The sequence below is a fragment of the Paenibacillus sp. V4I9 genome, assembly GCF_030817295.1.
Lineage (GTDB): Bacteria > Bacillota > Bacilli > Paenibacillales > NBRC-103111 > Paenibacillus_E.
The window spans coordinates 3,632,459-3,646,357 of record NZ_JAUSZE010000001.1; the positions used below are offsets into that span (position 1 = coordinate 3,632,459).

General features: G+C 42.5%; 15 protein-coding genes and 1 pseudogene. 4 read left to right on the forward strand and 12 right to left on the reverse strand.

The features are described from left to right. Positions 1-14 precede the first annotated feature (14 nt). From QFZ81_RS16995 to QFZ81_RS17015, 5 genes are all read right to left on the reverse strand, one after another. The gene (locus QFZ81_RS16995; RefSeq protein ID WP_307603690.1) at positions 15-1,064 is read right to left on the reverse strand and encodes a YheC/YheD family endospore coat-associated protein; all 1,050 of its coding nucleotides are present in this window, start codon (positions 1,062-1,064) and stop codon (positions 15-17) included. A 131-nt stretch (positions 1,065-1,195) separates the two neighbouring features. Then, the gene (locus tag QFZ81_RS17000; protein ID WP_307442417.1) at positions 1,196-1,723 is read right to left on the reverse strand and encodes a GNAT family N-acetyltransferase; all 528 of its coding nucleotides are present in this window, start codon (positions 1,721-1,723) and stop codon (positions 1,196-1,198) included. Positions 1,724-1,727: 4 nt separating this feature from the next. Beyond that, the gene (locus QFZ81_RS17005) at positions 1,728-2,159 is read right to left on the reverse strand and encodes an NUDIX domain-containing protein (RefSeq protein ID WP_307442416.1); all 432 of its coding nucleotides are present in this window, start codon (positions 2,157-2,159) and stop codon (positions 1,728-1,730) included. Between the two features lie 22 nt (positions 2,160-2,181). Next, positions 2,182-4,107 carry a DUF2334 domain-containing protein gene (locus tag QFZ81_RS17010; protein ID WP_307442415.1) on the reverse strand — a complete coding sequence of 642 codons (1,926 nt, stop codon included), beginning with the start codon at positions 4,105-4,107 and terminating at the stop codon, positions 2,182-2,184. A 123-nt stretch (positions 4,108-4,230) separates the two neighbouring features. Continuing rightward, on the reverse strand, positions 4,231-4,926 hold the full coding sequence (locus QFZ81_RS17015; RefSeq protein WP_307442414.1) for a class I SAM-dependent methyltransferase: 696 nt from the start codon (positions 4,924-4,926) through the stop codon (positions 4,231-4,233). A gap of 236 nt (positions 4,927-5,162) precedes the next feature. Between QFZ81_RS17015 and QFZ81_RS17020 the strand changes: the two genes are divergently transcribed. Together QFZ81_RS17020 and QFZ81_RS17025 are read left to right on the forward strand one after the other, a co-directional pair. Then, the gene (locus tag QFZ81_RS17020; protein ID WP_307442412.1) at positions 5,163-5,606 is read left to right on the forward strand and encodes a hypothetical protein; all 444 of its coding nucleotides are present in this window, start codon (positions 5,163-5,165) and stop codon (positions 5,604-5,606) included. Beyond that, positions 5,581-6,477, forward strand: a complete 897-nt coding sequence (locus tag QFZ81_RS17025; RefSeq protein ID WP_307442410.1) for a YitT family protein — start codon at positions 5,581-5,583, stop codon at positions 6,475-6,477. Before QFZ81_RS17020 ends, QFZ81_RS17025 begins: the two co-directional genes overlap by 26 nt. Positions 6,478-6,683: 206 nt before the next feature. On the opposite strand, the gene QFZ81_RS17030 is transcribed toward QFZ81_RS17025, so the two are convergent. The 3 genes from QFZ81_RS17030 to QFZ81_RS17040 all read right to left on the reverse strand — a co-directional run bounded on the left by QFZ81_RS17030 (position 6,684) and on the right by QFZ81_RS17040 (position 8,790). Beyond that, positions 6,684-7,718, reverse strand: coding sequence for a Gfo/Idh/MocA family protein (locus QFZ81_RS17030; protein ID WP_307442408.1), 1,035 nt, complete (start codon positions 7,716-7,718; stop codon positions 6,684-6,686). A gap of 129 nt (positions 7,719-7,847) precedes the next feature. Continuing rightward, a complete protein-coding gene (locus QFZ81_RS17035) occupies positions 7,848-8,117 on the reverse strand; it encodes an HPr family phosphocarrier protein (protein ID WP_307442406.1) in 270 nt (89 codons plus the stop codon). A gap of 31 nt (positions 8,118-8,148) precedes the next feature. Next, the gene (locus QFZ81_RS17040; protein WP_307442404.1) at positions 8,149-8,790 is read right to left on the reverse strand and encodes a serine/threonine-protein kinase; all 642 of its coding nucleotides are present in this window, start codon (positions 8,788-8,790) and stop codon (positions 8,149-8,151) included. A gap of 236 nt (positions 8,791-9,026) precedes the next feature. Here QFZ81_RS17040 and QFZ81_RS17045 point away from each other — a divergent pair, with 236 nt between their 5' ends. Then, a complete protein-coding gene (locus tag QFZ81_RS17045; protein ID WP_307442403.1) occupies positions 9,027-9,917 on the forward strand; it encodes a cation diffusion facilitator family transporter in 891 nt (296 codons plus the stop codon). 49 nt (positions 9,918-9,966) lie between these two features. Further along, the gene (locus QFZ81_RS17050; RefSeq protein ID WP_307603691.1) at positions 9,967-10,215 is read left to right on the forward strand and encodes a hypothetical protein; all 249 of its coding nucleotides are present in this window, start codon (positions 9,967-9,969) and stop codon (positions 10,213-10,215) included. A gap of 69 nt (positions 10,216-10,284) precedes the next feature. Here the strand turns inward: QFZ81_RS17050 and msrA are convergent, their stop codons facing one another. The 4 genes and pseudogenes from msrA to QFZ81_RS17070 form a co-directional block, all read right to left on the reverse strand. Beyond that, positions 10,285-11,268, reverse strand: coding sequence for a peptide-methionine (S)-S-oxide reductase MsrA (gene msrA / locus QFZ81_RS17055; protein WP_307442400.1), 984 nt, complete (start codon positions 11,266-11,268; stop codon positions 10,285-10,287). Positions 11,269-11,376: 108 nt separating this feature from the next. Further along, the gene (locus tag QFZ81_RS17060; RefSeq protein WP_307442398.1) at positions 11,377-12,309 is read right to left on the reverse strand and encodes a manganese-dependent inorganic pyrophosphatase; all 933 of its coding nucleotides are present in this window, start codon (positions 12,307-12,309) and stop codon (positions 11,377-11,379) included. 626 nt (positions 12,310-12,935) lie between these two features. Continuing rightward, positions 12,936-13,529 (reverse strand): YdeI/OmpD-associated family protein, encoded by a 594-nt coding sequence (locus tag QFZ81_RS17065; RefSeq protein ID WP_307442397.1) that lies wholly within the window; start codon positions 13,527-13,529, stop codon positions 12,936-12,938. Positions 13,530-13,629: 100 nt separating this feature from the next. Further along, a pseudogene (locus tag QFZ81_RS17070) lies at positions 13,630-13,872 on the reverse strand (IS1595 family transposase); the annotation flags it as partial. Positions 13,873-13,899 lie beyond the last annotated feature (27 nt).

Consider the following 13,899-nt stretch of genomic DNA (forward strand, 5'->3'; position numbering starts at 1 on the left):
AATTTATTGAAACTTCATCGGTTTAATAGAAACTTAGCATATTGTAATGGTGTCTCATACGTATTATTAAAAGTCTGATGCATTTTTAATTGCTTGAATTCATATCTTTGATCTCTTCCATTCACTTCAATAAGCTTAATTCGCCCATCATCGTCAACGCCAACATCCAATCCGACATCTGCTATGGTTGGGATTCGCTCACTCAGGTTTTCAACTATCATCAGTGAAACTTGCTCAACAGCAGCCTTCATGCGGTAAGGATCAAAGCCGCTAGCCCGAAACAATTCTTCACAACGCCTAGCTTCTCCGCCTTTAGCTAGATTCGTAACATGTCTACCTGATGCAGCAACTTTGCCTGCAATACCCGTTATCTGCCACTTCCCTTTATCCCCGCGCTGGGCAGAAATCCTAAGATCATACGGTCGACCATGATACGTTGCTAATGCAATCGCCTGTTGAATGAGATAGCTTTGTGTTCCAACCTTTTCATCGATAAAAGTTTGAGCTTTCTTTTCACTTAGCATTTTCGGTTCGGTATTACTCCAGCAAAGCTGCCAATCCTCGTTTTCCTTCTGAGTGACTTTAATCACCCCTTTACCAATGCTGCTATTCGTTGGTTTTACGTAAAGAGATGTATATCTTTCCATAGCGTCTACCAGTTGTTCTCGTGAGTAAGCCATAGATTCAGGAAGATACTCTCGAATTGATTTATTTGTCATTAGTAACTTGTGAATACGAAGTTTATCATGGCGATTTTGCCCATTGAATACAATACTTGATTTGGAAAGGAGCATTAATTGCTTTTGTAAATACGGCGTCAGCGTCATCGCACGGTTATGAGTGACTTTAGGAATAGGCACCCTAATAAGTCGATACTTTTTATTTTCATAGCATAAACCTAGAACAGACTTCTCACTAATATGCTGAAGGCACATGTAGAAAGGCGTCATCCCTAGATTTTCAGCTGCTTTATTGTAAAGATCGATTCGCTCATATCCGGTCTGCTGCCTGTGAATGCCTAAATAAGTTCTTCGATCTAGAAGAATTCCAACCACACTGCGCACGTCATCACCTTCGTTTAATAGGATCATCTTTTACACTGTATGCAGTCAGAGTTCTCCTGGTCCAAATCGCTGCAAAAAAGAGCCGCACAATGGCAGCTCCCCTGGTTGCATAATCATTATTACATTTTAAACTATTGCTCCTTATACATGTAAACCATCATTTCCTCATCATAGCCCTGACCCTCATATTCCAAAGCATTTCGTTCAACACCATACGTCTCAAAGCCTAATTTGCGGTAGAGCTCAATAGCTGCTCCGTTCGTGGTTACCACACAAAGGGTCACTTGCTTCAAACCTTCTAGTTGTTCCCCTCTACGGATCACTTCAACCATTAATTGTTTCGCAATCCCTTGCCCGCGGTAGTTCTCTGATACGTATACTCCCCAAATGAAGGCCTTATGTTTCAGCTTTAGACTTTGCTCTCTTTTAAATCCAACTGTCCCAATAATCTGACCTTCTGTTGTAAAAGCACCCAATATATAATTGCTGCTGTCCTGACCAATTCGTTTCTCCACTTCTTCCATTGGCAGCAAGACCGATTCTTCATAAGCAGCGCCGAATGCATCAGGATGTTTTTGCAGTGCCTCAAGCCGCAGCGCCCAATAGTCCTTCGCTTCTTCTACCCGAATATTTCTAATGTCGATCTTAGCTCTACTCATATATTCACCATCCTATACTCTCAAACCAGAGTCCCGGTTGTTTCTTCTCTAAGGCAACCCTAATATAGTTAACCATATTGTCAGGTAGCTCCTTCAAATGAAACCACTTCAATTGCTCGCACTTTTCTGGCTCTTTATTCGTAATCTCACCTTGCCAGCTATGTACGCTTAGAAAGAAGTCCACCCATTCCGACGATGTATTTTTGCGATGCATAACACCTATGATTTCAATATCTGTAGGCTTGATGACAACCCCAGCTTCTTCTTCCGCTTCTCTTATTGCAGCTGCGATAACTTCTTCATCGCCATCCATCCTGCCTGCAACAACGCTCCAATTGCCGTCTTGAAACCCGGTATTTTGCCTCTTCAATAATAAAACCTTTTCGTTCCGATAAAACAATACGTGTACGGAGCCATATAAAATAGGCGTTCTCAAAATGATCCCCCTTGATTGCTTCTTATTCATTAACATTCAGACTCTGATAGGACAAAGCAACATCCAATTGGCCATCATCATTCGGTAACATCGCGATATCAACTTTCCCGTTTCCATCGAAATCAGCAACGGTTAAGCGTCCATTCGTTCGGCCCCAAGGTCCAAAAACCGAGAGCAGCTTGTATTCATTCTCCGTTGTCTGTAGATACACACGGTTCGTAAAATTTTTGTTGTCAGAGCGCAAAATATCTTCCTTCCCATCCCCGTTAAAATCACCGAATCGGACGCCGCCGAGCTCATCGGGAATGTTAAGTGATACCTTATTAAGCTTCCATTGCATGCTCGCTGTATCCAATTCAAATTCCACGCCTTGGGAGGTATTCTCTTTAAATAAAAACAAGCGCTGGCTGTCCTCATTTCGTAAATTTCTCACAAGTAGATCCCTTGAAGAAGTTGACCTGAACGTGTAGGGCTTAATTTCTTTAACTTTTCCTCCATGCATATAGACACCTAGAAGTTGACTTCGATCTTGCGATTGACCAGTAAGGATACAGTCCCCATTGGGCTGACGCAATTCATACAAATCGTACCAACGTTTAGCCGGAATCGTCCAAATTTGTTGTTGCGCGAACGTAGTCCCATTTGAAGAGTAGCTCTCAAGCTTGCCGGAAGGTCGAACGACCCAAAGACCCTTTTTATTCCGATCATTCATCCCATTAAGTGTAAATGATGAGCCATCTGCATACGGTAAGGACGCCCAAACCTGTGGTGCAGGTTGGTTTTCATTGCGTAATCCTTTGTACTGAGCTTGAATAACCGACAAATTGGAGGTCTTCTTATCCCATGTCACAATGTCATTTTGATTCCTGCCTGTTACGTTGCCAATTTGTACGAGCGTAGATTTCGTGTTTCCAACCTTCAGACTCACAGATGGTGTAAAGGGAACGTAATCATGTATGGAATAGAACGGATAACCCTTCAAGTGAATTTGTGTGACGAGCCTTTGTAACACACTTTTATTTTCACCAGCGTATTGATATTGCGGTAAACCGTCTTTCATCATCTGTTCACCCCAATCATCCACGACCGGCACCAGATGGCTGAACTCCAAAAAAGGATGATAGAAAAAAGAGTTAATTCGCTCTGTTTTCCCCATTTGATTAAGAATAAACTTCTCATCTTTCCCACTAGGTATATAAGAAAGTGTTGTCGGAACGAATACATTACCAAACGACGTATTGCCAAAGCCCTTATTTTGAGTATTCCTATATTGAGCTGCAGGTGGGTTGGAATCGATCGTAACATCTGGTTGATAAAAGAGGCCAAAATAAGAACGAAACACCTTATCCTGTTCTGGCGTTGTATGATAATGCGGCGCTTCCCAGAAATGAGGCGATAAATTAGCAAGGCGAAAACGGCGGTAACCTTCTTGAACACGCTGTTCCGCAAAAGCAGTAGTCGCAGTTTCAGGTTTATCTAAGACATTAAATTCGTTGCCTATACCCGAGGCTTGATGTCCATCCTCACGAAAAACATCTCCCACCTGATGGGTATAGCCATGCATGCCGATAGATCCGCCATGCTCCACAGCGTCGCGTAGAACTCGATCAAAAGCTTGAATATACTCGTTATCCAATTGATCGATAGCACGATCATAACGTGTACCGTCTTGACTTATATTGATCCAACGCGGGACGACCGCCATACTGTAGTGAACATGCTGCTGATGCAAATAGTCAAAGACGGCTCTTAGCTTTCCGAGCCCTTCAGGTGTACTATAATAGCCACCAGGACCTATGTCCTCTAACCGAAGCATCATGAATCGCGGATTATTGTCGGCTCCTTCAACGGTGATGATGTGAGTTAAACCGATGTATAAACATAAAGAAACGATGCCTGCTATCACATACCGCATCCAATTGTTTTTCTGTAATAAGATCCTCAACATGCAAACTCCCCCCAAGGATGCTGGATCATTTTTCTAAACCAATCGTTTCACAAACACTATAGGTCTATTGGACTATATCCATGGAAAATTGTCTACTATAAGTTATTACGATAATTTTTGGTGCTAATAATTGAAGTGCTTATACCAAATACCAGCATACTCAGGTACCACATGCCAATTATTTGCCCTTACTTGATTTCCGAAATCCTCTCCAAAGAAATACGAGGTTAACTGCGCAGCCTCATTCACATCTTTGAACTTATAATCGGTGGCTAGTGAGGTGTGTTCAAACCCATATTCGGTTTCTAATAACTGATAATAGGGAGCCAAATAATCATATCTCGTCGGTTCCACAAACCCCGTTCCCAAAGTCTCCAGAATAATCACCGTTCCGTCTGGTCTAAGAATCCGTCTAATTTCAGACATCATTTGTTTCAAATTATACTCCCAACCCTCATTATTCGAGCTAGCTAGATAACATAAGCTCCACCCTGCTACGACGAGATCCTTGCTAGCGTCCTCAATTGGCAGTGCTCTATGGTCGGAAATAATCGTTCGCCAGTTAGTTTTACTAGATAATGTCGTTAACTTTTTTTCTAACACACTCAGCATGGCTTTGGAACTATCCAAGCACCAAAGTGAATTGGCATCTGCGGCCAGAAACATGGAAAGCCTTCCCGTTCCTGCCCCTAAGTCCACCACATCCAAATGCTCGTAAGGCCTTATCTCATGAATCACCTTTGCTAAATTTGGTTGCTTACTAATTAATAGGTCGTATGTTTCTGTGTTATCTTGATAAATGTTATTGTCTCGAGACATGCTTATTCCTCCTTCAAGTTTTTCTAAGAATAAACCTTAACCTTAGGTTAAGGTCAAGCGTTTGAAGGAGTTGGTGAAGGCGTGTATATTGAATACGCTTACAAGAGTGACTTCACAAATACACACCAATCTTATCACGCTGTTCATGATTTGAAAATAAAAAAGATACCGCTTTCAGGTTTGACTCAGTGGAACTGAAGTGCTACAATTCAAGCAAATTTGGTTGCAAATCATGATTGGAGGAATTGCTCCTGCCTCATTTTAAACATAAATGGCAATGGACGATTTTGGTCTGGATCATTCTTGGGTTGTTCGTATTTCCTTTGACACCGCCAATTTCACATCACTATTCTACCGATACTGATATACTCGTTCTATCCAATACGACCCATGTCTTAACCGTTCAAGATCAACCGCCTACCAAAGAAACAATACAAGCCCATGAAGACAAGATTCAAAGACACGAAGATTATGATAAACAATATGAGATGACTGTATTTGTTGTTTTTATCATTTTTATATTATCCAAAATATGGGAGATATTAAAAGGTATCTTATTAGCTTTTCTCAAATTCACATCGGGTTACACGGGCCTCATTCCTTCATTTTTCATTAGAACCCAACTGAATGAAATGTGGAAAAGAGGAATCCTTCATGTCAAACTTATCGGCTGGAGCTGAACACGCACGCTCCCAACATCAAAAAATAACCCGCATTAAATTTATACGTAGAATTTTTTTCATGCTCGTTGGATCTGCCTTATTTTCTATTGGTTTGGAAATTTTCTTAGTCCCCAACAATATTATTGATGGCGGCGTTGTAGGGATTTCAATCATCGTCTCTCATTTAACAAAAATCCCATTAGGCGTATTTCTCGTTATTTTGAATTTACCCTTCTTACTTTTAGGTTACAAACAAATCGGCAAAACATTTGCCATTTCTACCTTGTTCTCTGTTGTCCTTATGTCCGTAGGAACCTCTCTACTGCATCCGGTACAAGCGATTACCATCGATCCTTTGCTAGCCGCAGTTTTCGGTGGAATCATACTTGGTATCGGTGTAGGATTAGTAATTCGCTCAGGCGGTTCGCTCGATGGAACAGAAATTGTAGCCATTGTATTTAGTAAAAAATCGCCATTCTCGGTCGGCGAAATCGTTATGTTTTTCAACTTCTTTATTCTCGCCAGCGCAGGCTTTGTCTTCGGTTGGGATCATGCGATGTACTCGCTCATTGCGTATTACATTGCCTTCAAAATGATTGATATCACCATCGAAGGCCTCGATCAATCCAAAGCTGTCTGGATTATCAGTGATGAATCCGACAAAATTGGCGAAACTATAACATCCCGACTTGGGCGCGGCGTAACCTACCTTATGGGTGAAGGCGCATTTACAGGAGATGACAAGAAAGTGATCTTCAGCGTCATCACCCGACTGGAAGAAGCCAAGCTAAAGTCCATCTTGGACGAATTGGATCCTAAAGCTTTCCTTGCCATAGGCAATATCCATGATGTAAAAGGCGGAAGATTTAAAAAGAAAGATATTCATTAAAGGGAAATAGCAAGAAGAGGTTAAACAGGACATTCTGTTTAACCTCTTCTTTGATTTTTTGCACGATAGGGATTTAGAATTCGCCGAGTTGGGCGATTCTTTATGAAATGCATTAAAGAGAATCCTGCCGGCTCGGGCCTCTTAAGGTTGATTTTTATAATCAACAAGTTCCTCTGTCAACTTGCGGGAACAGCACACAAGCGTCCTTAGTTCCAGTAGTTCCTCAGATCAACCTTCTGGCCAAGCTTTGCACTATCGAGGGCACCAAGCACCATCGCCATGCTCTTGATGTTGTCGCGGCAGTCCGTCTCCGCGCGGCGGCCTTCTTCCAGCGCCGCGAACATCTCGTCCAGACTGCCGGCGTGGCCGCTGCTGCCGGGCCAGTTCACATCCGCGTCCACTCTCGTGTAGTCGCGGATGAACTTGCCGGCTTGGTCGCCGGCGGCGACGATCTCGGCGTATGGTGCGCCGCTTCCGTCCCACAGAGCAGTGCCCTGCTCGCCAGTCACACGCCAAGCCGCCTCCCAAGAGGTCGGCGCCCCTTCCGCGCACCAGGAGCCGCGGTAACAGAACACAGAGCCGTCTGACAGCTCATAGATGCAGATCGCAGAGGCATTCCCGGCGTACCACGAGCCAGGCGGGTTGAATTCCTGGCAGTACACCGAAACGGGGTCTGCCCCAGTAATAAACCGAGCCTGATCGAAAGAATGGATCGCCATGTCTAGAATGAGCGGGCTTTCCATCGCTTCGCGAAAGCCCCCAAAATGCGGCCCCAAAAAGAAATCGGCGCCGACATAACCAACGCGGCCGATCGTGCCCGCGTTAATAATCTCCCGCAGTGCGCGGATGTTCGCGTCGTAGCGACGGTTCTGCATGACGGAGAAGGATCTTCCCGTCCGCTCCGCCAGCTGCACTAGCTCCCGCGCTTCCGCCATCGTGGCGGCCATCGGCTTCTCACCGAAGACGTCACATCCCTGCCTGAGTGCTGTACCGCACACCTGGAAATGACTGGACGGAATCGTGATGTCCAGCACCAAATTAGCACCGCTTTCCTGAATAGCTTGCTCCAGATTGGTGTAGACGCCGCAGGTAAGACCATGGCGGTCGGCCATTGCTTGTGCGAATTCCGTCTTAATATCAACAAGCGCGACAATGTCGCTATCCTCACGTTTTAACATATACTCAACCCATACATTCGCCATGCTGCCGCAACCAACGACCACGATGTGATACTTACTCATCTCGCACATTCCTCCAATATCATTCCTAAATTGCGTATAGCTACCTTGTTACGCTTTATTTTATCCCTTTTCTTAGGGACATTCTCTATCCAATCTTGTGAGAATAGGGTCAAATATTGTGCCCAGTAATTAATCTCCTCGGTATGGCTCAAATAAATCAAACATAAAGTGCATGGCCTCTTCCTCATCTTTGCCTTTTGTGAGCAAACGAAGTGATGTTCCAGCTTTGATCGGGACTAGAAGCATGCCCAGTAGGCTTTTTACATCCACAATGTGGTGCTTATGATCAAGCTCAAAGTCTATCGTAATGTCCGAAATAAAATGAGAAGACTTTGCAGAGATGGCCGATAGATCGCCTCGTTGTAGATCTGAAAGGATCTCAAATTCATGTACTCTCATAAACAAACCTTCCTTTTCTATAAATTTCGGTTTAATTGCTCTTTCTGCGGTATTTCTTCCATTTGCGATAGCTTCTCCGAACAACATTCAAAGCAAAGTCGGGAATGGGCATTTTACGCACCCACGGATAATAGAAACGATCATACGCATTTTTGAGATCGTCCCACATGGGACAATATTCACTTTTCATAAAGTCAGACACGTCGACTACTAATCCTCTGCCATCTTTCATCATCACATTTTTCCCATGTACGTCATGAGGATTTAAGCCCCTGCTAACTGCGTAAGCGAGTGCTTCATCTATGTCTATAATGACTTGTCGTGGAATCGGAAGCCCTCGATGTAAGCATTTGTATAAAGTAACTCCAGTCAAACGGCGCAATACCAAATAATTATCCCCCGCATGCAAGCATTCTGAAAATGCGGGATGTTTCCCTAGACGTCTGTATACTTCCTTTTCCTCCCCAATTCCCGGTCTGCCTGGCGCATATACTTTAACAACGACCTCAGGGTAATTCGGATGCGCAAGTACGGCTGCATAATTACCAGAACCAACTAGCTTCCATGGCTTAGGTATATAGTGTACAACAATAGGATCGTAAGGTTGTTTACTGTAAAGCTCCAGACTCGGGAGCAATTGGTGTTCAATTTCAATCAACCAAGGCTTTAACATAGATCTATTTCTGCTCCCCTTCCATCTTTTCTTTACCTACGAATAGGCGAAGGAAAAGTGGTTTGTTAATTGCTGCTATGTGTGGTATTATACAAAGATATTTGTGTAAAGTGAAGTGTTGAACATGCCCTATAATAATTTGCTAGATTCCCATACAAAAATGAAGCTAATCCCTTGACCCTTGGTCAAGGGATTTTTTTTCCTTGGGGAAACACTTCTGGAGGAGGTCATCATTGATGAACAACGACAACAAATCATCATTTTGGGCGATATGGCTATCCTTAATCAGCAATATCATTCTCACCATCATGAAAATCGTCATTGGTTTGCTGTTTCATAGTGAGGTTTTATTAGCTGACGGGGTTCATAACGCAGGTGATATTATCGCCACGATCGCTGCACTTAGTGCAATGCAAATTTCCAAACTTCCAGCCGATGAAGACCATCCCTATGGCCATGGCAAAGCAGAGGTGTTAGGTTCTGGATTTGTAGCTTTTATCCTTGCGTTAGCTGCTATTTATATTGCTTATCATTCGACAGCCGCATTTTTCCACGATCCTCTAACACCTAGCTTAATTGCCTTTATTGCAGCAGCTGTGTCTATGGTTTGGAAATACGTCCTCTATGTATATACGATGCGGATTGGCAGCAGAACGAACAGTAAGGGGCTAATTGCAACAGCCAAGGATCACTTGGCCGATGTCTACGCCTCACTGGCGGCAGTTATTGGAATTGGATTGGCCTTTGTTGGTAAAACTTATAACATACTCTGGTTATCCTACGGAGATGCAGCGGCGGGAATTATCGTTTCATTATTGGTTTTGAAATTAGCTGTGGAAATGGGCAAGGAAGCCTTTGATGTCCTGATGGAGAAAACAGTGGATCAACAAAAGCTGCACCAGTATACGCTGTTAATACAAGCGGTTCCACAGGTGAAAAGAATTGATCGTATTCGCGCAAGAGAGCACGGTCATTACATTTTAGTGGATGCCAGGGTTGCGATTCACGGTGAGCTGACGATTCAACAAGGTCATGATATCTCCCGTGCTATCAAGAAATCCATCATGAAACAACATAGCGATGTTGTTGAAGTGCTTATACATTTGAACCCATGGTACCAAGAATAAGTCTCAATTTTTCATTTAACAAAAATAAGTTTATAATGGGCTCAACAACATGAAAATAACAGAAAGCGGTGCTGTAATGTCAAGCAATGCTTATTATTTAATCTTTTCTGTCATTTTAATAGCGGCAGTCTTATTTACAGTGATCATTGGTCACTCCCGAACAAATAAAGACGGCAATCCCGAATATGACAACAAAACCAAAGGTAATTGGTCTCGACTTACGTTCTTCTATGTAATTGCTATTGCCCTTGGAGTGCTTGCGCTAATTATCTATGTAGTCAACCGTACATCCACGTGAATTAAAAAGACGCTAGCCAGGATCTTCATCCTGATTAGCGTCTTTTTTGTAGAGCATAGCTGAAAGGTCTTACTTCTCCTCAAAAAAACGAAGATAAGCGCCATAGCCTTCCTTCTCCAGATCTCCTAACGGAATAAACCGAAGTGCAGCTGAATTAATGCAATATCTAAGACCATTAGGTCCTGGACCATCATTAAAAACATGGCCTAAGTGGGAATCGGCCTCATGGCTTCGCACCTCTGTACGTACCATGAGATGACTAGTATCCGTTTTCTCTTTCACACTACCTTCAAATACCGGTTTCGTGAAGCTAGGCCAGCCACAGCTCGAATCAAATTTGTCGTAAGAGCTGAATAATGGCTCGCCGGAAACGATATCCACATACAGACCCTTCTCATGAGAGTCCCAGAACTCATTCTCAAATGGACGCTCTGTCCCATTATTTTGCGTTACTTCAAATTGAATTGGTGTTAATTTTTGCTTACGTTCCGCTTTATCCTTGGCTGTGTTCCAATGCTTCTCAATATAGGAATCACGTCCTGATCCTTTGCGGTAGGCTTTGTAATGCTGTGGATTTTTGTGATGATAGTCCTGATGATAGTCTTCCCCAGGATAAAAAGCTTCAGCATCAATTCGAACGATTTCTGTTACAATAGGACGATCAAATCGGCCGCTATCCTGAAGGGCTTGCTTGGAAGCTTCGGCCTTCTCCTTCTGCTGGTCGCTATGGGCAAAAATGCCAGTCCGGTAAGACGATCCGCGGTCATGGAACTGACCTCCTGCATCAGTGGGATCAATTTGACGCCAAAATGTATCAAGTAATCTATCATAAGGATATAGTTCGGGGTCAAATGTAATTTGAACAGCTTCTGCATGACCTGTTGTTTCCGAGCATACTTCTTTGTAAGTCGGATTACTTGTGTGACCGCCAATATAACCTGACACAACGGATATAATACCTGGCAGTTCCTCGAATGGTGTCACCATGCACCAGAAACATCCACCAGCAAAAGTTGCCTTTTCATAATTGCCTTGCTGAACGTTATCAACCATTTCATCATCACCTCTTCCTTTCGTATCCCTTCTATCATACCAAAAGATGACCAAACAACCAAAAGACACCGTTCATCCAGAACGGTGTCTTCGTAATAAAGCTGAATCTTACAGGTTGTTAAAGATATCCGTAAGAACAGGTACGATTTGAGATTTACGTGAAACAACGCCTTTGAGCAGCGCTTTGTTGTCTACAAGCGTAACATTGTAAGCTTTCTCCACAGCGTCTGCTTTACGTCCAAGAGCAAGACCGACGGAATCATTGTTAAGAATGTCTGTCACAACAAACAAGAACAAGTCCAGGTTTTTCTCAGCGATGATGGCATTAAGCGCGGTTTCAATCTCAGCTTGCTGGGAAAGAACATCATTAACATCAACCGCATTCACTTGTGCGATTTCGGCTTTGTAGCTGCCCATTTGGAATTCTTTTGCGTCCAAGGAAATCAATTGTGCAACTGTTTTATCACTTAGATCTGCTCCGGCTTTCAACATTTCCAGACCATAAGTCTCAGCGTCAACGCCAGCAATTGCTGCAAGTTCACGAGCAGCGGCAACATCTTGCTCCGTGCAAGTCGGGGATTTGAACAACAAGGAATCCGAAATGATAGCTGAAAGCATCAAACCTGCGATGTCTTTGTCGATGGAAACTCCGTTTTCTTTATACAATTTATTTAGGATGGTTGCTGTGCAACCAACTGGCTCTGCGCGGTAGTAAAGCGGGTGGCTAGTCTCGAAGTTAGCAATACGATGGTGGTCAATTACTTCCACAACACGTACTTGATCGATGTCTGCAGCACTTTGTTGACGCTCAACATGATCTACCAAGATGACATTAGCTGCTTCATTCGCTACAGTCTCAACTTGACGAGGTGCTGCAACTTTAAAAGTATCCAAGGCATATTGTGTTTCACCATTCACACTGCCTAGACGAACAGCCTCAACCTCTTGGCCTAATTTCGTTTTCAGTGCAGCATAAGCAATTGCTGATGTGATTGAATCAGTGTCCGGATTTTTATGTCCGAAAATTAGTGTTTTTGACATTGTACGACTCCTTAACCGAAATAGTGTAGTAAGAGCTTATAATCTCTATTTACGATTATACTAAAAAATCTCGGTAAATCCACTACTAAACCAAAAGCTTTAGTGTGAATTAAAAAATGGACTGAAATTTGTCTAGTTAGACTTGTTGATCCAGGGTAAACGGCATATGCTGTGTTTTGGGATGCGTGGATTTGTTAAGTTTGATATGCTTAGTAAGTCAAATTGCTAACGTTTACTTTGATCTTCAAGTTGTTGTATTTTTTACAACAATAGGCAAGCAAATCCGCGTTATCTACGCGATTGTTGCATAAAATACAACCTTTTCTCCCAAAAGTAACTCTATAGAAGGAAATAAGGCTTATTTGTTGTACTGCATACAACATTGATAGCCGTCTGAGAAGAAACCCACGATAATTGTTGTACGATGTACAACATCACCTCAAATATTTTGGTAATGCGTAAGCCTCTTACACGGTAGTTTGCTTATACTCTACGGATCACTTTTTTGTTTTTCCATTTTTAAATTATTTGATTGAGTGTTACCTGCGATCCAAAAAGGAGTTCGAATGAACGCAAAGTGAGGTAATATCTTAAAGTTTGATTAATTTATTTTCTCATCGAATATACTAATCATTTAATCCCTTTCCATTGCGAATTTGCTGCATACATTTTTCAACCCTTGACTCTCGAGTTTTGGATTGTTTGGGTTCAGAAAAATAAAGAATGTATGCTCTTTGCCGTCCCGGGGTCAATTCTTCAAAAGCAGTTTTCAAGTTAGGGATTTCATCGAATTTATTTTGAAGTTCTTCAGGGATTAAGAATTCTGTATTCTTCTTAAAATTCACTTCCAAACCGGCTTTTTCAACTTCAATGGCTTCATGGATATAGGCTTTCAAGATGGTTTCCATTTCAACTATTTCTTGAACATTGGTGAACCGAATCTGGCGCGCCGCCTGTACATTCTCCGTTTGTTGGATTAGAATCCCATGGGCATCCTGTAACAAGGCACCTTTGTGAAACAGAAGCGCACAATATTCTTTAAATCCATGTATTAAAACTATGTTTTTTTTCTCAAACGTGTAACAAGGATGCATCCACTTAAATTCTTCGGTCAGCTCACAGTCAAGAACGATATTTCTCAACTTCTCATATTCTTCCTTCCACTTTTTAGCTTTACTTAAAAATTCATCAACCTTAGGATTCATTCTACTATTGGTCATCAAGGAATACCCCTCTTCAATTTTTCGATTAGCTAACAGTCAAGAATGATCATTCTCAATTTCTCCAATTCTTTTCTGTCACTTTTTGGCTTTACTTAGTTCAACAGTAAGCCATCCTTCGAAGTGTTACATTCGTATCCTTGACAGAAAACAGGCATGAAGAGACTAACATATTCTTTTAATTCGACGTTGTGTTTTCGTACTCCTTGCTATCAAGGTAACGAAACCATGCCAGGTAATGCTCCAAATATTTTGTTGCAACCCCATTAAAGCGGTCCATCCATCTCTTCAGTCGACTATGGTAGCTATTCGCATTCTGGATATGGTAAATACCCCTGACTCTTGAATTTCATCAATCACACGTATAGGA